Source organism: Geotalea sp. SG265, from assembly GCF_022808985.1.
Taxonomy (GTDB): Bacteria; Desulfobacterota; Desulfuromonadia; order Geobacterales; family Geobacteraceae; genus Geotalea.
The window spans coordinates 220,595-242,078 of sequence record NZ_JAKZFT010000004.1 but is presented as its reverse complement, the minus strand read 5'-3'; the positions used below and the strand labels follow the sequence as shown (position 1 = coordinate 242,078).

At 57.7% G+C, this 21,484-nt stretch carries 20 protein-coding genes and 1 tRNA gene; 12 read left to right on the top strand and 9 right to left on the bottom strand.

Annotated elements, in window-relative coordinates; all coding sequences use genetic code 11:
* Positions 1–152: 152 nt before the first annotated feature.
* A complete protein-coding gene (gene pncA / locus ML541_RS06945; protein ID WP_243371888.1) occupies positions 153–764 on the bottom strand; it encodes a bifunctional nicotinamidase/pyrazinamidase in 612 nt (203 codons plus the stop codon).
* 141 nt (positions 765–905) lie between these two features.
* On the opposite strand from pncA, the gene ML541_RS06940 reads away from it, so the two are divergent.
* Positions 906–2,567 (top strand): class I adenylate-forming enzyme family protein, encoded by a 1,662-nt coding sequence (locus ML541_RS06940; protein WP_243371887.1) that lies wholly within the window; start codon positions 906–908, stop codon positions 2,565–2,567.
* Between the two features lie 18 nt (positions 2,568–2,585).
* Here ML541_RS06940 and ML541_RS06935 read toward each other — a convergent pair whose 3' ends face one another.
* Positions 2,586–4,007, bottom strand: coding sequence for a nicotinate phosphoribosyltransferase (locus ML541_RS06935; protein ID WP_243371885.1), 1,422 nt, complete (start codon positions 4,005–4,007; stop codon positions 2,586–2,588).
* 134 nt (positions 4,008–4,141) lie between these two features.
* Here ML541_RS06935 and ML541_RS06930 point away from each other — a divergent pair, with 134 nt between their 5' ends.
* Both ML541_RS06930 and ML541_RS06925 read left to right on the top strand, forming a co-directional pair.
* Positions 4,142–5,023 carry a DUF362 domain-containing protein gene (locus ML541_RS06930; RefSeq protein WP_243371884.1) on the top strand — a complete coding sequence of 294 codons (882 nt, stop codon included), beginning with the start codon at positions 4,142–4,144 and terminating at the stop codon, positions 5,021–5,023.
* Positions 5,020–6,579 (top strand): 4Fe-4S binding protein, encoded by a 1,560-nt coding sequence (locus ML541_RS06925; RefSeq protein WP_243371883.1) that lies wholly within the window; start codon positions 5,020–5,022, stop codon positions 6,577–6,579. Before ML541_RS06930 ends, ML541_RS06925 begins: the two co-directional genes overlap by 4 nt.
* Positions 6,580–6,587: 8 nt before the next feature.
* Here ML541_RS06925 and ML541_RS06920 read toward each other — a convergent pair whose 3' ends face one another.
* Complete coding sequence (locus ML541_RS06920; RefSeq protein ID WP_243371882.1) at positions 6,588–7,148, bottom strand: tetratricopeptide repeat protein; 561 nt, start codon at positions 7,146–7,148, stop codon at positions 6,588–6,590.
* A gap of 129 nt (positions 7,149–7,277) precedes the next feature.
* Between ML541_RS06920 and ML541_RS06915 the strand changes: the two genes are divergently transcribed.
* Positions 7,278–8,144, top strand: a complete 867-nt coding sequence (locus tag ML541_RS06915) for an SDR family oxidoreductase (RefSeq protein ID WP_243371993.1) — start codon at positions 7,278–7,280, stop codon at positions 8,142–8,144.
* A gap of 3 nt (positions 8,145–8,147) precedes the next feature.
* Here the strand turns inward: ML541_RS06915 and ML541_RS06910 are convergent, their stop codons facing one another.
* Entirely contained in the window at positions 8,148–9,149 is a 1,002-nt protein-coding gene (locus ML541_RS06910) for a GGDEF domain-containing protein (RefSeq protein WP_243371881.1), read from the bottom strand.
* 339 nt (positions 9,150–9,488) lie between these two features.
* Positions 9,489–9,734, bottom strand: a complete 246-nt coding sequence (locus ML541_RS06905) for a YtxH domain-containing protein (RefSeq protein ID WP_243371880.1) — start codon at positions 9,732–9,734, stop codon at positions 9,489–9,491.
* Positions 9,735–9,989: 255 nt separating this feature from the next.
* Here ML541_RS06905 and ML541_RS06900 point away from each other — a divergent pair.
* The 8 genes from ML541_RS06900 to ML541_RS06865 all read left to right on the top strand — a co-directional run bounded on the left by ML541_RS06900 (position 9,990) and on the right by ML541_RS06865 (position 17,658).
* Positions 9,990–10,066, top strand: a tRNA-Met gene (locus tag ML541_RS06900).
* Positions 10,067–10,134: 68 nt separating this feature from the next.
* Positions 10,135–11,511 (top strand): tRNA lysidine(34) synthetase TilS, encoded by a 1,377-nt coding sequence (gene tilS, locus ML541_RS06895; protein WP_243371879.1) that lies wholly within the window; start codon positions 10,135–10,137, stop codon positions 11,509–11,511.
* A gap of 85 nt (positions 11,512–11,596) precedes the next feature.
* The gene (ftsH, locus tag ML541_RS06890; protein WP_243371877.1) at positions 11,597–13,447 is read left to right on the top strand and encodes an ATP-dependent zinc metalloprotease FtsH; all 1,851 of its coding nucleotides are present in this window, start codon (positions 11,597–11,599) and stop codon (positions 13,445–13,447) included.
* Complete coding sequence (folP, locus tag ML541_RS06885) at positions 13,447–14,301, top strand: dihydropteroate synthase (protein WP_243371874.1); 855 nt, start codon at positions 13,447–13,449, stop codon at positions 14,299–14,301. Before ftsH ends, folP begins: the two co-directional genes overlap by 1 nt.
* Positions 14,302–14,357: 56 nt before the next feature.
* Positions 14,358–15,125, top strand: coding sequence for a diadenylate cyclase CdaA (cdaA, locus tag ML541_RS06880; RefSeq protein WP_243371872.1), 768 nt, complete (start codon positions 14,358–14,360; stop codon positions 15,123–15,125).
* A complete protein-coding gene (locus ML541_RS06875) occupies positions 15,122–15,499 on the top strand; it encodes a hypothetical protein (RefSeq protein ID WP_243371870.1) in 378 nt (125 codons plus the stop codon). Before cdaA ends, ML541_RS06875 begins: the two co-directional genes overlap by 4 nt.
* Positions 15,500–15,581: 82 nt before the next feature.
* Complete coding sequence (gene glmM / locus ML541_RS06870; RefSeq protein ID WP_243371868.1) at positions 15,582–16,946, top strand: phosphoglucosamine mutase; 1,365 nt, start codon at positions 15,582–15,584, stop codon at positions 16,944–16,946.
* The gene (locus ML541_RS06865) at positions 16,939–17,658 is read left to right on the top strand and encodes a pyridoxine 5'-phosphate synthase (protein WP_243371867.1); all 720 of its coding nucleotides are present in this window, start codon (positions 16,939–16,941) and stop codon (positions 17,656–17,658) included. Before glmM ends, ML541_RS06865 begins: the two co-directional genes overlap by 8 nt.
* 93 nt (positions 17,659–17,751) lie before the next feature.
* Here the strand turns inward: ML541_RS06865 and ML541_RS06860 are convergent, their stop codons facing one another.
* From ML541_RS06860 to ML541_RS06845, 4 genes are all read right to left on the bottom strand, one after another.
* Positions 17,752–18,942, bottom strand: a complete 1,191-nt coding sequence (locus ML541_RS06860; RefSeq protein WP_243371865.1) for a PAS domain-containing sensor histidine kinase — start codon at positions 18,940–18,942, stop codon at positions 17,752–17,754.
* A gap of 297 nt (positions 18,943–19,239) precedes the next feature.
* Positions 19,240–19,701, bottom strand: a complete 462-nt coding sequence (locus ML541_RS06855; protein ID WP_243371863.1) for a hypothetical protein — start codon at positions 19,699–19,701, stop codon at positions 19,240–19,242.
* Positions 19,702–19,737: 36 nt separating this feature from the next.
* Positions 19,738–20,388, bottom strand: a complete 651-nt coding sequence (locus ML541_RS06850; protein ID WP_243371861.1) for a cytochrome b/b6 domain-containing protein — start codon at positions 20,386–20,388, stop codon at positions 19,738–19,740.
* Entirely contained in the window at positions 20,381–21,466 is a 1,086-nt protein-coding gene (locus ML541_RS06845) for a cytochrome c3 family protein (protein WP_243371859.1), read from the bottom strand. The genes ML541_RS06850 and ML541_RS06845 overlap by 8 nt, the downstream gene beginning before the upstream one ends.
* Positions 21,467–21,484: the final 18 nt, after the last annotated feature.

Here is a 21,484-nt window from a genome sequence, read left to right as displayed (position 1 = left end):
TTTATGGGGGCGGGTGAGGTAAAACTGCGATACTCTAGCGCTTTTACGGGAAAATGTCAACGAAGTCGCCGTGATGGAAAGGCTGGCCGGCGGGAGATCAGCTGGAGAGATTGTTGGATGGAATGAACCGACTGCTAATAGGCTTCAATCCTTCAGGTACGATAGCCGCTGGGGTCAACGGTTGAGAGGTTGGCTGTTTCTGCCCCGGCGGCTTGCATCTCTGCCATGGCACGTTCGCTGTCGCCCGGCTGGAGATCCACACCCCGCACGGCATCTTCCAGAACGGTCACCGCAAACCCCTGCCGCAGGGCCGCCAAGGCCGTCTCCTTGACGCAGTAGTCCGTCGCCAGTCCCCCCATGAATATCCTCCCCACCCCCAGCCGTCGCAGCAGCTCGGGTAGCGGCAGACCGGTGTCATCGACACCATCGAAGGCCGAATAATCGTCCCGGGCGGGATCCATCCCCTTGGAGATAACGATGGCCTCCCGGGGCAACTTGAGCAGGGGGTGAAACTCAGCTCCTTTGCTTCCCCTGACGCAGTGCACCGGCCAGATGCCGCCGTAAGCCTTGAAGTGGGTGGTTTCCGTCGGGTGCCAGTCCCGTGAGGCGAAGACCGGCAGCCCTTCACTGGAGAAAAGCTCCCCATAGATATTCAGGACCGGAACGACCCGATCCCCTTCGGCTACGGCCAGCATCCCCCCGGGGCAAAAATCATTCTGCACATCCACGATCAGCAGCGCCGATTTTGCTCCATGATCAACCATAGTCGGGCTCCTTTCCCCCTTTGTGTAAAAAAATGAAAGCTTGTCTTTGCTTCCGGCAAACTCCTGCTATTATTGTTTGTGTTAAAAATTGTAAATTAAATTGTGGATATGCAACCAATCCGATCTCTTCCGGGAGGGGCCATGTACCAGTCGCAGACGCTCGTTCATCATTTTCTTGAGACTAACGCAATTGTCAGGCCTGTCAAGACAGCCTTCGTCCATGACGAGATGCGGGTCAACTATTTCCAGATCAACAACCAGGCGAACCAGTTCGCACGGCATCTTCTGGGATGCGGCATTACCCCCGGCGAGAGGGTTATCATCTTTGTTGAGAATGGCTTCCAGTACCTGGTCGGCTATTACGGCACATTGAAAGCGGGTGCAGTAGCGGTGCCCTTGAGCACAGATCTGCACCCGGACCGTCTGAAGGTGCTGTTCAGAGAACTTGAGCCCCGGGCGGTGATGACTGCAGCCAAGCATGAGAAGATCTTCTTTGACCTGACGGCCGAACTGGAAGAGTGCAGCCTTCAAACCCTCGTCATAAAGGAGCCGGTCAGGTCTTTCGGCAATGTTTCCTTTGCCGTCACTCCCTGGGATGACATCATCGGCAATGAGATCGCCGAGAACCCGGACGTTGGCGTCGACCCGTCGGACCTTGCCGGCATCGTCTACACTTCGGGCTCTACCGGCTCACCTAAAGGGGTTATGCTTTCCCACCGCAACTGTGTCTCCAACACCCATGCCATCATCCAGGCCCTGAAGATCACCGAAGCGGATATCCAGATGAGCGTGCTCCCCTTCCATTACGTCATGGGAAAGTCCCTGGTCAACACCCATTTTTCCGCCGGCGGCACCGTAGTGCTCAACAACCGCTTTGCCTTTACGGGGCAGCTGATCGAGCAGATGGTGAAGGAGCAGGTGACGGGATTCTCCGGGGTCCCCTCCAGCTATGCATATCTGCTGCAGCGCTCCCCCCTCTTGCAGTATCGCGACCGGCTGGGGGCGCTACGCTATTGTTCACAGGCGGGAGGGCATATGTCGCGGCAGCTGAAAGAGGAGCTGTTGCAGGTTCTGCCACCCCACACCAAGCTATATGTCATGTATGGTGCCACCGAGGCCTCGGCACGCCTGACCGTGCTGGAACACGAATCACTGCGAGGGAGGATCGACTCAATCGGCAGGCCCATAGCCGGCGTCACCCTGCGGGTTCTGGACGAAGAGGGGAGGGACGTGCCGGTGGGGGAGACCGGGGAGCTGGTGGCGGCGGGGCCGAACATCATGCAGGGATACTGGAAGGATACTGCTCATACGGCGAACGTCCTCGATGGGAGCGGTTACCATACGGGGGATCTCGGTTACCGGGACCGTGAGGGATACTATTTTGTCGTCGGTAGGAAGGACAACCTGTTGAAGATCGGAGGACACCGCATCAATCCCAGAGAGATAGAAGAAGTGCTGATGGGGACGGGGCTTTTGGCGGAGGTGGCGGTTGTGGGGGTGCCCGACCTGCTCTTGGGACAGCGGCTCTTGGCGGTGGCAGCCCCCCTGGAACGGGGCTGCACAGAGAAGGAGATCCTGAATCGCTGCGTAAAATTGCTTCCCCGGTATAAGCTGCCGGCCGAGGTGCGGTTGGTGGATGCCCTGCCGAAGACGGCCAACGCCAAGATCGATTACCTGAAATGTGCCACGGTTGGACAGGGGACGGGTATGGCGGCTCTCAGTGCGACAATGCTGGAGGCAAAACAGGATCAAGAGGTCAAGCCGGATGTGGCGATGGTTCCGGGGAGCGGGCCGCAGGGGTAGTGCAGATCAACCAAGGTGCTATGCCTGCTGCAGCTCTTCCATGAGCCTCAGCCGCAGGTCCTGCAGACCGCTACTGATGGAGACCTTGTAGGTATGGGGATTGACGAAGCGCAGGCAGCCTTGGGGGAGGCAGGCGAGCTGCTGCCGGCACCGGTCTGCGAGCTGGTCGAGGGTTTGGCGGCTGCCGGTCCGTCTGCCGTTTTCCATGACCACTGTGCGCAGGTCGGCCAAGTGCACCTCAGACGGAATGTGGGTGAACTGCAGCGGGTTGAGGGGGTTGTAGACCTTCTGCCCCTGCCGGATATCTTCATCCGCCAGGGCGATGATATCCATGACGCAGCCGCCGTCGTCCATCATGGCCCGGAGCAGTTTTTTCCGGTCGGGGAGGGTGGCTTTGGCGATGTCGCTGGTCACCTTGAGTTTCGGTTCGGTGCCGATTCTGACCAGCTTGTAGACTCCACCCAGAGCTCCCCCGCCGTCTCCCATGCCGACGGCCAGCTTGGTGCCGACCCCATAGATATCCACCTCGCCCCCTTCTGAGAGGATCGATTCGATGACATGTTCATCCACTTCGTTGGAAGCGACGATCCTCGCTTCGGGAAACCCCGCTTCATCAAGCATGTGCCTGGCCTGCCTGCTCAGGTAGGCCAGGTCCCCTGAATCGATGCGCACCCCGACCAGTTCGTGCCCCTTGGCCCGCAGTTCTCCGGCAACGGTGATGGCGTTGACCATGCCGCTTTTGAGGGTATCGTAGGTATCCACCAGCAGAATGCTGCTGTCGGGGAAGACCTGGGCATAGGCGCGAAAAGCGGTCAGCTCGTCGGGAAAGGCCATGATCCAGCTGTGGGCGTGGGTTCCCTTGACGGGGATGCCGTACAGCATGCCGGCCATGACATTGCTGGTGCTGCGGACGCCGCCGATAAAGGCTGCCCTGGCGACGCTTGAGCCCCCATCTGGCCCCTGGGCGCGGCGCAGGCCGAATTCTATCACCTGGGCATCGCCTGCCGCATGGGTGACGCGGGCCGCCTTGGTGGCGATCAGGGTTTGGAAGTTGACGATGTTGAGCAGGGCCGTCTCCACGAACTGTGCCTCGGCCAGGCTTCCCTCGACGGTCAGGAGCGGCTCGTTGCCGAAAACCACCGTTCCTTCTTCGGGCGCGGTGATCCGTCCACGGAAACGGAAATCCCGGAGGAATTCCAGGAAGCGGGGGCGGAAGAGGTTGAGCCCTTGCAGATAGGCGATTTCTTTTCCGCTAAAGGCGAGATTTTCCAGATAGTCTAGGGCCATGTCCAGCCCGGCGAAAACGGCGTAGCCTCCTCGGAACGGGTTCTGACGGTAGAAAAGGTCGAATACTGCCGGTGTCTCGTGCATCTCTTCTTCAAGATAGCCGGCCAGCATGGTCAGCTCGTAGAGGTCGGTGATCAGGGGTGAAAATCGCATGTTCTTCTCCTTTCCTGATGAAGAACTATAACACATCTTCCCCTACTGTCATGGGCTGTAACCGGTGTTGACACCGGAGGGGTGAACGGTATAGTTGAAATTCGGAATTCAATCTGCTCCGGAGGGGCTGAACGATGGAAAGAAGGGCGTTTATCAGGCTTTTGGGACTGTCGGCGGTTTTTCATCACTGGCTGCTCACGGATCTTTTCGCTGCCGGCGGTCCGGTGGTGGCCGTTGCCGAGGGGAAAGACCATGCCCAGCTTGCGAGAAACGCCATTGCCGCCTTGGGGGGCATGGGTCGTTTCGTCAAAAAAGGGGATGTGGTGGTGGTCAAGCCCAACATGGGATGGGACAGGACCCCCGAGCAGGGAGCCAACACCAACCCGCTGGTGGTGCGGGCGGTGGTGGAGGAGGCTTTGCGTGCGGGAGCTAAAAAGGTCAAGGTTTTCGACCGCACCTGCAATGACGAGCGGCGCTGCTATGCCAGCTGCGGCATTCCGGCGGCATTGAAGGGGATGAAGAAGGTCGAGGTCAAGTACATGGACAGCGACCGTTACCGCAAGGTGCCTATCAGGGGAGGTGTGCTGAGTGAATGGGAGCTGTACGACGAGGTGCTCAAGGCAGACGTCTTCATCAACGTCCCGGTCGCCAAGCATCACGGGCTGACCAGGCTGACCCTGGGGCTGAAGAACGTCATGGGGGTCATGGGGGGGAACCGGGGGAGCATCCATAAAAACATCGATGGGGCGCTGGCCGATGTGAACAGCGTGGTGAAAAGTCACCTGGTGGTGGTGGATGCCACACGGGTCCTTGTCGCCCACGGTCCCCAAGGGGGGGCGCTCGGTGACGTCAGAGTGCTCAACAAGGTGATCGCCTCCACCGATATCGTTGCCGCCGATGCCTATGCAACAACGCTTTTCGGCCTGAAACCGAAGGATATCTCCGTTACGGTCGCCGCCGCCAAGCGGGGCCTGGGCGAAATGGATCTGAAAAAGGTGAAGATAGTAAAAGCATGAAAAAGACAACCCCTGCCCGGCTGAGCCAGTTGCTGTTTTTGGCTCTTTTTTTCGCCCTGTTCGTGCAGACCGAGTACCGTGGCAACGACACCATCTCTGCGGCGGTCAACAGCTTTTTCCGCACCGACCCACTGGTGCTGGCCACCTACCTGGCGGCGGTCCGTTCTTTTACCTGGCTGCTTCTGCCGGCGCTTTTGGTCGTCGTCTTTACGCTGCTTCTGGGCCGTTTTTTCTGCGGCTGGATCTGCCCCCTGGGTACCATCCTCGATCTGGTCACCGGCAAGATCAGAAAACGTGCGCCGCTCGCAGTTCTCAAGGGGAAGCTCAAGTACTGGCTGCTCCTTCCCCTCCTCTCGCTGGCCCTGTTCAATATCAACCTGGCCGGCGTGCTCGATCCCATCGCCATTCTCCTTAGGACACTGACCTTTTTTCTCTACCCCCTCATGGGCGATACCGTTCGTCGGGGCTGGACAGAGCTTTACCATTTGATGGGGGACCGACGCGATTACCTGGAGCCGGCCTATGGCGTCCTGCGCGACCAGCTGCTGCCGTTCCGGGAAACCTTCTATCCCCTGGCTTTCCTCTCTGCCCTGATGTTCCTGGGCATCGTCTTTCTGGAGCGCTACGAGCGGCGTAACTGGTGCAGGAACCTCTGCCCCCTGGGCACACTTCTGGGAATCCTTGCACGTTTATCGCCGCTCGGCCGCATGCCCGCCGATCTTTGCCCCGACTGCAAGGCCTGCCGCACCGTCTGCCCTACCTCTTTCGATCGGGAAATTCTTCAGCGGGACGAGTGCATACTTTGCATGGATTGCCTGCGCTCCTGCCGTTTCGCCAGGGTCAAATTCAGGTTCCGGTTTGGTGAACGGTCTGTTCAGCCCTACCTCCCCGAACGGCGGGTCCTCCTGGGAGGGCTTGCATCCGGATTCTTTCTTTCCGGCTTTTTTCGCTTTCGCCGGCCAGAGGCAGCGGCCGGGATGCTGCGGCCACCGGGGGTCAGGGACGAGGCCGAGTTCTTGAAGAAGTGCGTCCGCTGCGGCGAGTGCATGAAGGTCTGCCTGAAAAGCGCCCTCTATCCTGCCGTTATGGAGACAGGAGGTGCAGGGCTCTTTACCCCGGTGGTCATTCCCCGGCTTGGTTACTGTGAATATAATTGTACCCTCTGCGGCCAGGTCTGCCCGACCGCCGCCATACCCAATCTCTCCGCTGCCGATAAAAAAAGGGCAGTCATCGGCAAGGCCGTTTTCGACAAGAACCATTGTCTTCCCTTTGCCCGCAGGACGAACTGCATCGTCTGCGAAGAGCACTGCCCGATCCCGCAGAAGGCGATCAGATCGGAAAGAGTTCAGGAGTTGGATTTGCAGGGGAGAAGAATCACCGTGCAGCGGCCGTACGTGGTGGAGGAACTGTGCAACGGCTGTGGTATCTGTGAGAATGTCTGTCCTCTTGAAGGAAAGGCGGGGATCATGGTTTTTGCCGTCAAGGACCGCTCTCCCCTGAAAGGAGAAGCGGGAAAAGGGGATACGGAGGATCCCTACGGGGTTGGGGGAAGCTGAGGCATCCGTCATGGACCGATGAATTGGAGCAGCTCCAGTGCCAGTTCCTTATCCGTTGCCAGCAGCAGTTCGTAATCCTTCAGGGCCGATTCCCGGTCTCCCAGACCGGCATAGACAATGCCCCGGTTGTAGCGGGCATCGGTATCGTCGGGTTTCAGGCGCAGGGCCTGGGTGTAGGCTTCCAGGGCTTCTTCAAACCGCCCCAGTCTGCCGTAGACCGCTCCAAGGTTGCTGTAGGCCACCATCATATCCGGATCGAAGGTGACTGCCTGATTGAGGAAACCGGCCGCCTCTTCGTACCTGCCGCTGAAGGCCTTGGCCGTTCCCAGGCTGAACCAGGCGACGGCGTTTTCGTGATTGATCGACAAGACCTTGAGGAATGCCTCCGCCGCCGCGTCATACTGGCCCTGCCCGTTCAATTCCAGCCCCCGTTGCATCCATTCGTCGGCGCCCAGGAGCTCGACTTCTTTTTTTTCTTCAATGGGGGGCGCTCCATCCACCAGGGCATGGACAGGTGACCTCATCAGTGAAACCATACAACTTAAAAGGAAAATGATTATATATTTCATTATTCTCTCCTAATCATTCCAGTATAGCAAAAAATTAGGCGTCTTCAGGTCTGAGGGATTTTTGTGGAAACCGGGGGAGGATTCTGTTAAGAGACAGATATGGATTTCGTAGCGCAGGGAGGACCAGCGGTGAACAATGTGGTCATAATCGGATGTGGAGATATCGGCAGGCGTATTGCCGCTCTTTTCAAGGAGAAAGGGGCTGCAGTCACGGCCCTTTCACGAACGGAGGGGAAAGCGGGCCAGCTGCAGGCATTGGGGATCGGTGTCGTATCAGGGGATCTGGATGATCCGGCCTCTTTGGCCGAGCTGCAGTTACAGGACGCCCTGGTTTACTACCTGGCTCCCCCGCCTGGCGGGGGAAATATGGATTCAAGAATGCGGAACTTTTGCGCATCCATAAAGGCCGGAAATTCACCTCGCCGCATCATCTACATGAGCACAAGCGGCGTCTACGGTGATTGCGGCGATGCCCTCGTTACCGAGGAAACACCACCCAATCCCCAGACCGCCCGGGGAAAGCGGCGCCTGGATGCGGAAACGGTGCTTCAGGGGTGGGGGAAGGACCAGGGGGTCGCGGTGATAATTCTGCGTGTGACTGGTATTTACGGGCCGGGACGGCTGCCGGTCACCCAGTTGGCTTCAGGTCAGCCGGTTCTCCTTGAGCACCTTTCACCTCCCACCAATCGCATCCACGCCGCCGATCTTGCACAGGTCTGTGTTGCCGCTGCGGACAATGGGGAGGATGGGGACATTTTCAATGTCAGTGACGGACAGGTGGGGACCATGACCCAGTATTTCAATGCTGCCGCCGACCTGCTCGGCTATCCGCGCCCCCGTCAGGTTTCCCTGGAGGAGGCACACCAGGTGATGAGCCCGCTGATGCTCTCCTATATTGCCGAAACCCGGCGCATGGACAACAGCAAGATGCTGCGGAAGCTGGGGATCACGCTGCTCTATCCAACCCTTGAGGAAGGATTGAAAGTCTGCCGGTGATAATTATCGGATCGTCCGGTCCTTTTGCGCCGCGCCCCGTTTTTTCCGGAGATCGCTCAAGGGCGATATGGTGAAACCGCCCGAGAGGAGCGTCTTCCCCGAGCTGATCCAGCGAACCGGCCTCGGAGGGGTGGAAAGCTCCCTGATCATGCCGGTCTCCAGAATCTCATGCCTAAAGCCGTTTTTACCCTGCGACTTAACTTCGTACATGAGCCCGTCGGCGCGCTTCAGCATTTCATCCACTGATAGCGGCGCGCTGTAATAGGTTACCATACCCACACTGAAGCTGACAGGCCATTTCTTTGCCTCCATCCGCTCCATAAGTTTTCCCTGCAGTTTAGCCATTACCAATCGGGCCTCTTCCGCTCCGGTCTCCGGCAGGACAACGACGAATTCGTCTCCACCGATGCGGGCCACCGTATCGGCACAACGCAGGTTTTCCGTTATGGTGGCGGCCACGGAACAGAGCAGGTCGTCACCCACGTGGTGCCCCCTGGTGTCGTTGATGCCCTTGAAGTTGTCCAGGTCCAGATACGCTATGCTGAAACAACGATTGTAGCGTCTTGATCTGTATATCTCCTGTTCTGCAATTTCATATAGATAACGGCGGTTCAGCACCCGGGTCAGCGGGTCGATCCGCGCCAGCCGTTTTTCCTGGTCGTGTTTTTCCCGCAGGGTCGCAAACATCATCCCCAGGAGAATCATATAGGTGGTTTCGATGGTGAAATCCCATGAATGGTGGAAGACAGTGGTGTGGTGGGTGAGGATCTTGTTGAAAAGGCTGGAAATTGAGGCGCACAGGCAGATGAGAATGGCTGAGGGCTTATTGACGAACCAGCCTACCAGGAAAATGGGAATCAGATAAAAGAGGATGATCGAAAAGTCGCCGGTTAAGTAGTCCACATAGGCAAGCATTGCCACAAGGATATAGCCCAGAGCGAGAAGTGAAAATTTCGACCGTTTCTCCAAATATTCGAAAATCCTGTTGTGGATGGCATTATACATCGCATCTGCCTTCTCTGGGAGGTTCGTTAATGAAAGACAGGAGCAATAAACCTGCCATTATTTGATTTCTGAGAAATATTTAAATTTCCCAGTGATAATAATTTGGGAGATATTGTGGTTTCTTGGTGATATGGAATTTTTCAGTGATAATTATTTTAGGTGGCTGGTATTGGCAGGATGGCGTCGTTCATAGGGCGCTAAGGCCTTGGAAAAGCAGATTTGACAGGTAAAGGAGGAAGGTGGGGCGCGCCGAGGTGTTAAAAGGATAGGACCATGTGTTTTAACGGAGAAGGTTTCCGCTCACGCCTCGAAACCTTCCCGTTGTTGCTTAACTAGGCTCTAAATCCAGCCGTCGCCACCGTCATATTGAAGTGCTTCCCCTTTGGTTTTGGGGCTCATTCTGAACTTTGCCTCTTTGGCGCAGCATTTAAGCTTGTCCAGGGCCTCATCCTTGGCTTCGCCGAGTTTCTCACGCACTTCTTTCCCTGTTTTCGGGGTGAGCAGGAGCGTGATGCCGGCTGCAATGACGGCGCCTGCTAAAAAAGCCATGATTGCAGTGCTTTCGTTGCTTTTGTTATTTGACATGGATAGATCTCCCTTCGGTCGTTGTGGAAAAGCACGGGAATATTAATAACATATATTTTGCTGCAAGAAAAGCCCTGTTGTTATCTTTTGTTTCGGTGAAAAAACCAGGTCTTTCGGTGAAAACGCCGGAAATTTTCTCTGTTTAATGATGCCTGATTTTTTCTTGACAAGGGCACGCTCATGTTTTATATAGTGAGGTCTCTTGTAACCATCCCTTGGTTATTTCGCACAGTTTTTTCACATAGTCCTGTTTTCGGCGGTGTAGCTCAGCTGGTTAGAGCATACGGCTCATATCCGTAGTGTCCGGGGTTCAAGTCCCTGCACCGCCACCATATAACCCCTCATCTGAGGGGTTTTTTTGTATCAGAAGCATGTGCGATCGTTATTCGAGGCCTCAGTTATGTTGAGGAAGGTCAACAGCTATATATGGACACACCGCTTGATCAGCCCTGGCGACGCCATTGTCGTTGCCGTTTCCGGCGGGGCCGATTCCGTGGCACTGCTGGATATCCTGGCAGGTCTCAAATCGCTGAGGCTCCGTCTGGTTGTCGCCCACCTCAATCACTGCCTGCGCGGTGCCGAATCCGATGCCGACGAGGCATTTGTCCGGGACCTTGCCGACAGCTACGGAATCCCCTTCGTGGCAAAGGCTGTGGATGTGGGTGCCCTGAGCAGGCAGGAGAAACTGTCCCTGGAAGAGGCTGGTCGTTTGGCCAGATACAGTTTCTTCAGGGAGCTTGCGGCAGATTGCAAGGCCGGCTCGGTGGCAGTTGCCCACCATGCCGACGACCAGGCGGAAACGGTGCTGATGCGGCTCATTCGGGGGGCAGGGGGGAGCGGCTTATGCGCCATGTCTGCGACCACCGCCGGCTTGATCATCCGTCCGCTACTTTCCGTGACCCGCAACGAAATCGAGTCCTACCTGGAGAAAAAGGGCCTGAATTACCGGACCGACAGCAGCAACACCGACCTCGAATTCCTTCGCAACCGCATTCGCAACGAGTTGATCCCTTTCCTCAAAACCTACAACCCAGCCATAACGGATCGCCTGGCTGCAACCGCCTCCGCCCTCGCCGAAGATGAAAAAATAGTGGAAGCTGTTACCGCTACCGCATTTACAGATCATGCTTCCATGGGAACCGATGAAATATCGGTCTCTGTCGCCGGAGCGCGCCTTGAGGCCCGGGGAATACGCATCCGCATGTACCGGCAGGCGCTGCAACTGCTCAAGGGGGATCTCTCGACGGTTACCGCCGCCCATCTCAACCATGTTGATTCCCTGCTCCTATCGCGCAAGCCGAACGGCAGGATTACCCTCAGCCGCAGTATCGTTGTGATGCGCTGCTATGACAGACTCATCTTTACAAGCCGGAAAGAGGGCCGGCCCGACCCTTTTGTCTTGCAGGTGGAGGGACCGGGATCATACGCCATCCCTGGCGGCGTCCTTTCGGTGGCCTTTACCCATTCTCCCAGCTCATGGAAAGATGTGCCGGCACATATCGTCTATGTTGATATGGATGCCGTGCCTTTCCCCTGGCGGATCCGCAACTTCAGGGCAGGGGATGTCTTTACTCCCTTGGGCCTTGGGGGAACGAAGAAGGTCAAGGACCTGTTCATAGACCGAAAGGTCCCCGTCCCATCCCGGCACCGCATACCGCTCTTTTTCTCCGGAGACACCCTGTTCTGGGTAGGGGGTATCATGCCCTCCGAATCGGGCAGGATAACCGGCGCCACCACATCGGTTCTGAAGGTGGAGATTGTTGCCTCCCAAGCTTAAGCACTTGTCAACCACCCTCCTTTATGGTAACTTTTCAACCTTATATGCGGCAAAATAAGCTTTTCAACCTATCACGGGGGTAACCTTGAATCAGTTTTACAAAAACCTGGCCCTTTGGCTCGTCATAAGCCTGATGATGATCCTGTTGTTCAATCTGATCAACAAGCCGAAGCCGACCCAGGAAAAATTGGATTACAGCGATTTCATCGAATCGGTGGAAACCGGCAAGATAAAGAATGTGGATAAGCGGGTTGCCAGCGTCACCATCCAGGGGAATGAGATCATCGGCAAGTTCGCCGACGGCAAGGAGTTCCGCAGCTACAAACCGGCCGACGCCAAGCTGACCGACCTTCTGCTGGCGAAAAAGATTCCGGTCAATGCGCGACCGGAGGAGGAGAAATTTTCCTGGTTCTCCATCTTCATTTCCTGGTTCCCAATAATCTTCCTTGTCGGGGTCTGGATCTTCTTCATGCGCCAGATGCAGGGGGGGGGCGGCAAGGCTATGGCCTTCGGCAAGAGCCGCGCCAAGCTCCTGACCGAAGCCCAAGGGAGAGTCACTTTCGAAGATGTGGCCGGTATCGAGGAGGCCAAGGAAGAGCTGGAAGAGATCATCTCCTTTCTTAAAGAACCGAAAAAATTCACCAAGCTTGGGGGACGAATTCCCAAAGGGGTCCTGCTCATGGGACCTCCGGGTACGGGAAAAACCCTGCTTGCACGTGCCATAGCCGGGGAGGCGGGAGTACCGTTTTTCTCCATCTCCGGTTCCGACTTCGTGGAAATGTTCGTTGGCGTCGGCGCCAGCCGGGTTCGCGACCTCTTCGTTCAGGGGAAAAAGAGCGCACCCTGCATCATCTTCATCGATGAAATCGATGCGGTCGGCCGCCATCGCGGCGCCGGTCTCGGCGGGGGACACGACGAGCGCGAACAGACCCTGAACCAGCTCCTGGTGGAGATGGACGGTTTCGAATCCAACGAGGGGGTCATTCTCATTGCCGCTACCAACCGCCCCGACGTTCTCGACCCGGCCCTGCTCCGCCCCGGCCGCTTCGACCGCCAGGTGGTGGTGCCCCGCCCCGACGTGAAGGGGCGCGAGGCGATTCTCAGGGTTCACACAAAGAAAACCCCTCTGGGACCCAATATCGATCTGGCGGTCATTGCCCGGGGCACTCCCGGCTTCTCCGGGGCGGACCTTTCCAACGTGGTCAACGAGGCAGCGCTTCTCGCCGCCCGCAAGGACAAGAGCGTTGTCGATATGCAGGACTTCGACGATGCCAAGGACAAGGTGCTGATGGGGGTCGAGCGCCGCAGCATGGTCATTTCCGACGAGGAGAAGAAAAACACCGCCTATCATGAAGCGGGACACACCCTGGTGGCGAAGCTCATCCCCGGCACCGACCCGGTGCACAAAGTCTCCATCATTCCCCGCGGTCGGGCGCTCGGCGTCACCATGCAGCTCCCCATCGAGGACAAGCACAGTTATTCCCGCGAATCGCTGCTGGACCGCATCGCCGTCCTGCTCGGGGGGCGGGTGGCAGAGGAACTCATTTTCAGCTCCATGACCACCGGCGCAGGCAACGACATCGAGCGGGCAACGGAAATCGCCCGGAAGATGATCTGCGAGTGGGGCATGAGTGAAAAGCTCGGACCGGTTAGTTTCGGCAAGAAGGATGAACAGATCTTCCTCGGGCGGGAGATGTCCACCCACAAGAACTACAGTGAAGCCACGGCGGTTGAGATCGACGTGGAGATCAGGCGCATCATCGAGGACAACTACGGCCGGGTGCGCAAGCTGCTTTCCGACAACATCGACACCTTGCACAAGCTCTCCCTGGAACTGATCGAAAAGGAAAATCTGAGCGGCGAAGAGGTGGACAAGATCATTCACGTCGGTGGAAATTCACCGGTACCGGCAGCACCCGAGGTGGCACCCGCATAATGGCTGGATTTCCTCTTTCCTGGTCTATCGGCAGGCGCACCATCGACTTTTCCGGACGCCCCTGTGTCATGGGCATCCTCAACGTCACCCCCGATTCTTTTTCCGACGGCAATACCTTCTTCAACCATGAAAAAGCCGTTGCCAGGGCTCTGGAAATGGAAGCCCAGGGGGCGGACATTATCGATATCGGCGGCGAAAGCACCCGCCCCAATGCACCGCCGGTCAGCGAGGAGGAAGAGCTGAACCGGGTCATCCCGGTGGTCCGGTCCCTGGCGGGCCGTCTGCAGGTCCCCATCTCCATCGATACTTACAAGGCATCCGTTGCCAAGGCTGCACTGGCAGCGGGTGCCGAAATCATCAACGACATCAGCGGTCTCACCTTCGACAACCGCATGGCGGAAGTTGTCGCTTCAGCCGGTGCCGGTCTCATCGTCATGCACACCCGGGGAACCCCCCGGGAAATGCAGTGCAACACTATCTATGGGGACATAGTTGCCGAAGTTTCGGCCAGCCTGCGCTCCTCATTGGAACTGGCCCAACAGGCGGGCATACCGGCAGAGCGGGTCGTCATCGACCCCGGCATCGGCTTCGGCAAGGACATGGAGGGGAACCTGGAGCTCATCCGCCGCCTGGGGGAGTTTTCAGCGCTGGGTCGTCCCATTCTTCTGGCCGCTTCCCGCAAGAATTTCATCGGCAAGGTAACCGGCAAGGAGCCGTCTGAACGGATCTTTGGCACGGCCGCCGTAGTCGCCATCGCCATTTATAACGGCGCAGCCCTTGTCCGGGTGCACGATGTCCAGGCAATGCGGGATGTTGCCGATATGGCCGGAGCTCTGCACCCGAAGCGAAAATAAATAACAACTATCAACCGGGGCAGGTTCCGCATCTGCAATCTGACCACAGGTGATTAATGACGGTGTCTCCGCACAACATAAGCCGGATACTGCCGGCAGTTGATATTGCGGTTGCAGCCTTCGTCATTTACAGGCTCAGCCGGCTCATCAATGGCGCCCTTGCCGTGCGTATCCTCGCCAGCCTTTCACTGCTTCTCATCTCTGCAATGGCGGCACGCCTTGTCGGCCTGCAGACGGTGTACCTGCTGTTGAAGGCGATCATCGCCTCGTCCTTTGTGGCACTGGTCGTCATTTTTCAGACCGACATCCGGCTTGCCTTCGCTGCCGTGAACCGGGGGCGTCAAGGGAAAGAACGCGAAATCGAAGAGGTGGACTCCATTATCGAGGAGCTGGCCGTTGCCGCTGAATCCCTTGCTGGCAGGCAGATCGGGGCACTGATCGTCATCGAGCGCTCCATGTCCGTGGATAATTTTATTGCCGTCGGCACCGACATCGACGCCAAGGTCACCAGCGAGCTTATCTCCTCCATTTTTCTGCCCTATTCTCCCATCCATGACGGCGCCGTCATTATCCAGAAGGGAAAGCTGACCAGGGCCGGCTGTTTCCTCCCCCTGACCCAGAATCCCGAGGTCAGCAAAAACCTGGGAACCAGACACCGGGCTGCCATCGGTCTGACCGAGCTGGTGGATGCAGTTGTCCTCGTCGTCTCGGAAGAAACCGGCTCCATATCCCTGGTGGTGGGGGGACGCAAAACGAACGACCTTGATCCCGCCACACTGCGTAAGGTCTTGCGCAAGCTCATCGAGCCCAGGTGGCTGTCATGACCATGGACCAGCCGGAAAAAAAATATCTGCTCGTGGGGCTGTCCCTGCTTCTGGCGCTGCTGATTTTCTTCTTTGTCGTAGCCGAGACGACCGGAGAGCAGAGGATGGTTGCTCCGCTGGAATACGAAGGGGTACCCTTGGGATTGAAGCTGGAAATACCCCCTCCGGCCCGCATCGAAGTGGTTGTCGCCGGCCCGCGGATACTGCTCCTCAAGGCACGAATGACCGGGTTGAAGCTCACGCTGGATCTGCACGGGCTGCGTCCGGGAAGGAACAGCTTTGCCGAGCCGGGACAATTCTCCCCTGCCGAAAGCGAGTTGCGGGTGAGGAAGGTGCTCCCGCCTGTGGAGATAATCGCCAGGGTTTCCCAGTGAAAAAAGCCGGATTAAAGGGCAAAGGTATAGTATAAATAAATGTTGTAGCGAAAATTTTCTTCCAACACTCGGAGGAACGACAATGAAAAAACTTTTCGGCACGGACGGCGTCAGGGGCGTTGCCAATGTCTACCCCATGACAACGGAAATGGCCATGCAGATCGGTCGCGCAGCCGCCCATATCTTCCGCAACGGCAAACGCCGGCACCGGATCGTCATCGGCAAGGATACCCGGCTCTCCGGCTACATGATCGAAAATGCCCTGGTCGCCGGCATCTGCTCCATGGGGGTGGACGTGCTCCAGGTGGGCCCGCTTCCCACGCCCGGCATCGCCAACATTACCTCCTCCATGCGGGCTGATGCGGGGGTCGTCATCTCCGCATCCCACAACCCCTTCCAGGACAATGGCATCAAATTCTTTTCCCGGGACGGTTTCAAGCTGCCCGATGAAATGGAGCTACGCATCGAGGAGCTGATCTTTTCCGGGGAAATGGATGCCATGCGCCCCATCGCCAGTGAAGTGGGCAAGGCTTACCGCCTCGACGACGCGGCGGGGCGGTTCGTCGTCTTCCTCAAGAGCACCTTTCCGAAAGATCTGGACCTGAGCGGCCTGAAGATAGTCCTCGACTGCGCCAACGGCGCCGCCTACAAGGTTGCGCCTGCCGTCTTCGAGGAGTTGGGAGCGGAAGTGATCGCCATTGGCGTCAAGCCCAACGGCACCAACATCAACGCCGGTTGCGGTTCGTTGCACCCTGAAGTCATCAGTGCCGCGGTCAAGGAACATGGCGCCGACCTTGGGATTGCCCTGGACGGCGATGCCGACCGGGTCATTTTCGTCGACGAATTCGGCAACGAGGTCAACGGCGACAATATCATGGCCATCTGCGCCACTTATATGCTGGAGCACGGCCTGCTGAAGAAGAATACCCTTGTGGCAACGGTCATGAGCAATATGGGGCTCGACATTGCCGTGAAAAGGGCGGGGGGGCGCGTCATCAAGACAGCCGTCGGCGACCGTTACGTGGTGGAAGAGATGCAGAAGGGGGGCTACAACCTGGGTGGCGAGCAGTCGGGGCACATGATCTTCCTCGACCACAATACCACCGGCGACGGCATACTTTCCGCCCTGCAGGTCCTGGCGGTGATGCAGCGCCGGGGCAAGCGCCTCTCCGAGCTGGCCGAGGTGATGACCGCTCTGCCCCAGGTTCTGGTCAATGTGCGGGTGGCCGAAAAGCGGGACGTGATGACCATTCCGGCGGTGGCCGGTCTCATTGGCGACATCGAGGCCAAGGTCAAGGACGAAGGGCGCATTCTCATCCGCTACTCCGGCACCGAGCCCCTGTTGCGCATCATGCTGGAGGGGCAGGACAAGTACCAGATCACCGGCTGGGCGAAAGAGATCGCCGATCTGGTCGAGCAGAACATCGGAGGAAGCAAAGTTGGCTAGACTGGGTGTGAATATCGATCATGTAGCAACCATCCGCCAGGTAAGGGGAGGGGCAGAGCCCGATCCCATAGCGGCAGCGGCCATTGCCGAACTGGCCGGCGCCGACGGCATCACCATCCATCTGCGGGAAGACCGCCGCCATATCCAGGACCGGGACCTGCGCCTCCTGCGCCAGACCATCAAGACCAGGCTCAACTTGGAAATGGCCGCCACCGAAGAGATGGTCGCCATCGCCCTTTCCGTGAAACCTGACATGTGCACCCTGGTGCCGGAAAAGCGCCAGGAGTTGACCACGGAAGGGGGACTGGACGTGCGGCTCCACCTGGATGCCGTGAGAGAAGCCGTGGGAAAACTGCAGGATGGCGGGCTGATCGTCAGCCTTTTCATCGACCCGGACACCGACCAGATCAAGGCAGCCGACAAGACTGGCGCCGACTACATCGAGATCCACACCGGCGCCTTTGCCGATGCGCCCAACTGGAAGGCCGAGCAGGAAGAGCTGAAGAAGATTGAAAACGCCATCAGACTGGCCGGAAAGCTGGGGCTCGGCATCAACGCCGGCCATGGCCTCAATTATCACAATATCAGGAAGGTCGCGGCCTTGGGGGGGATCGAGGAATACAACATCGGCCATTCCATCATTTCAAAGGCGGTGCTGGTGGGACTGGATCAGGCGGTCAGAGACATGGTCGACCTGGTGAAGTATTCATGAGTAAAAAAAGGCCCATCTGCCGCAAGAGCACAGCAGACGGGCCTTTTTAACCTAGAGCATAGAACTTGGAATTTAGAACCTCGAACCTGCCTTTCACCCTTCACCCTTTTCCCCTTTCACCGACAAATACCGCGGAATGGTAAAGCGAAAGGTCGTCCCCTCCTGCTCATTGCTGGTAAATGAAATGTTTCCCTTCAGGTAGCGCTCGCCGAACAGCTTGATGCTGTAGGTGCCGATACCCCTGCCTTCTGCCGCCTTGGTGCTGAAAGAGCGCTGGAAAAGCTGCAGCTGCACATCATCCGACATGACCCCCGGGTTGTTGACCATGAAGGTGATCGACTCCGTATCCTCCGTGCAGGAGAGAGTGACGGTCTCCCCCTTATTGCATGCCTCCAAGGCATTTTTGATCATATTCCCCAGGATGCGGCGCAGGATCGCCGCATCGGTGACGATGCTGGTGCCGGTCGAGCAGTTCAGCACCAGGTTGCGCCCCTCGGCCACATCGTGGTTGGCAAAGAGGGTCTGCACTTCCTTGAGCAACTTGGCCACCTCCACCATGCCCGGATCGGGTCTGAATTCCCCCTTTTCCGCAGCCAGCAGGTGCCGCTGGTAGACGATCTCATCGATCAGCTTCGCCGAAAGGCTGACCATGGACTCTTTATAGTACTTCTCCTCATCGGCAGTAGGCAGCATCCCCTTGGCCAGCACTTCGGCCATGCCGCGAATCCCACCCGCCGTATTGATCACATCATGGAAGAAAACCTGTTCCAGCACCTTGCGCCGCTTCTCCGCGCTGATGTCCCGCATGACAAACAGGATTAGCTGCAGATCTCCAATCTGCAAGGGCGAGACGACCACCTCCAGGTCAAGGGCGCTCCATTGGCCGTTGTCGATGGTGATGCGGTACTCCTTCACCACCTGGGCGTTGGCCTGTTCGCTTTCGATAATGGAGAGCACAGCGGCGCATTTTTGGCAGTGCTTGCCGGTACCGCACCCATCCGGGTTCTGCTCCGCATGAATGCAGTGCAGCGCCTCGCCGGGCTTAAGGCCGATCAGCATCTGTGGGTCGTCCAGCCCGAAGGCATCCAACAGCCGGGTATTGACGGCCAATACCTGGTATTGCCGGTCCAGGACCAGCACGTAATCGGGTATCGCCTCGATAATTGCGGGAATGGCGCTATTCAGAAGGATCTTGCGCCGCGAGTCACCTGCGGCAGCAGTAATGTCGCGCTTTTTGACAGCCGGTAAAGGAGTCCGTTTCGTGACCTCGACCAGTTCGCTCATTTGTGGCAACCTCATCTGTCCATGGGAAAAAGGAGAAAAGACTTATGTGAACGAATCTAGCAACAGGGGGGGATAAGGTCAAGGTGAAAGAAGGGAGGCAGCGCCGGAAGAAAGGGAGAAATGGGATCACTGATTAATTGACGGCAAGTTGCTGCGCCAGGAATTCGGTTTACGTTTCACGTGCATGATAGTGACAACAAGGATCTGGTCGCCCTTTCCTTCAGAACCGAGGATGGGAATAGGCCAAGGCGGCCGGTAGTGCTCCTCCGGCTACCAGCCACCTTGTTGTCCTTGATTCTACCAACGCTTCTTCGCCTGTCTGTTAATCGCTCTGACTGCACAGTGCCGCACGGTCAGGTGTTCCAGCAAAAGCAGGATCAGCCCCACCGCCATTACGGAGATAAAGCTGCTCCGGTCCGTATCGGCTATGAGATAGAGGGGATAGAAGAGCACCGGCATGGCGATGTTGATCCAGCTGTAGTCGGGGCGGGTGTGGCCGGTGATCCTGCCCAGGATGAGGATCAGCGCCGAAACGGTGGAGGCTGCCATGGCAAGGTGGATCAGCACCGGTGGCGGCGTATCCCCCAACAGTGCCCGCACCGTTTCCGGCAGGGCGGCTAAAAGCTGCGCATCCCGTACTGCCAGTGCACAGAGGCTGATGCCGAGAAAGATGACCATGCCCCACAGCCCCCGACGGGACGGGGCGGCGATGTTCGGCAGATTTTTCTCCTGTTTCATGTTGGTCGTATGGACGGTCATGGCATCCTCCTTTCACGCTCTGTAATTGGCTGACGGTCAATGATGAACTTCGGCCTCATCCCCTTCGGTCTCTTCCCATCCGCTCCACATGGGCTTGATGTACGCCGTTGGAGTGCGCCCTAGTGTTGCCAGGTAAACATGGGTGAAGAGGAAGGCGCCCAGGGAACAGGCGAGCAGGAAATGGACGGCGACGAGGATCTTCAGACCGCCGCTCAGGAGGATCAGCTCCCTTAGGGGGGTGACATTCATGAGCAGGATGCCGGTCAGGGCCACCAGGGGCATGAGGACGAACATGATGGCCAGATAGGCCGACTTCTGCATGGGATTGAACTTGTTGTCGGGTGTGGCGTGATGGGGGCTGGGGTCGCCGCGGAAGTAGCGGAAGAAATAGAAGAAAGCCTGGCGTACCAGCCCGTACTTGAGCTCGTCAGGTTTCGGGACATAAATCTTCGCCAGCTTCCCCGACATCTTGTAGTAGAAAAACCACAGGGAGAAGGAAAGGGAGACGACTATGCCGGCCGTATTGTGGAGCATGATGGCGGTCTTGTAGCTGCCGAAGATGGCCATGAACTCGGGAAAGCGAATCTGTATGCCGGTGATGCAGAGGGTGACGATTCCCAGGGCATTGAGCCAGTGCCATATGCGGACCGGGGTCGGCTGCAGGTAGATCATCTTATTTTCACTCATGGCGGTGACTCCTTTCTTTTCTGTTTTTACGGGTCACAAAGCGCAGGAAACCATGTCCCACGGGCATTACCAGCCCTCCGGCGATGATGGCCAGGCCGACCTTGTTCAGGGTGGCATTACGGGTGGCGCCGGTCATATAGAAGTCGGGGGTGCTTCCCAGTGCCTCAAGGACTGCCCCCTTTTCCACGTCGATACGGGTGAAGGAGCCGTTTCTTTCCGGCAGGGCCAGGGTGCTCCTCTGCATGGCTTTGGGTCCGGATGCATGGCAGAAGGTGCAGTTCCAGCGGCTCTCCAGAGCTTTGAAATCGTGGGTGACCTGTTCCGGGACCATGACCCCCTGGAGACGCAGCAGCCTCTGGTTCTGCTTTTGGTTGAACTGGCGCAGTTCTTCCAAGGAAATGTACGTGTCGCTGTTGGTGTCGATGAGTGACCGGATATCTTTGCCTTCCGCCAGTTTGTCGAGTTCGGCGAACGTCGCCAGCCTGAACTCCCCATAGGGATTGTCACCGTCCCGTTTTATGATGTGAAGGGTGATCAGGTAGTTTTCTGAAGCGGTGTGACAGGTCACGCAGGGAAGCATGCCCAAGTGCAGATCGGCCTGGGGCAGCCATGCAGCATGCCGTGCCTCCATGGCTTCCTTGCTGTGGCAGCTGGCGCACATCCGGTTCATTTCCTGCCCCGATATCTCTTCCGGAGCGCTTACCTGGTGCGGATTGTGACAATCGCCGCAGGATGCCTTGCCGGCATGCTTGCTGCGGCCATACTCCTCGGCCGTGTCCCTGTGGCACTGGTTGCAGGAGGTTTTCTTCGAGACGATGCGGTCGGCGGGATGGCCCGGCGAGATCCCGTCGTGACACGCGGCACAGCCGATTCTGGCGTGGCTCGTGTGGTTGTACTGGCCGGTGTCGATCCGGTAGCGGGGGGCAACGGCCTTCCCGTCCCGGTGGCATGCCAGGCAGGTGTCGCTTTTGCCTTCGATGCTGCCGTAGGAATAGCCCTCTTCCCCTGCATGGGCGGCGGCCACGGCCAGGAGCGTGATACCGGCAATGAGCAGTAGTAGGTTTTCTGTCTCTTTCACGGTGTACCTCCCCCTGTA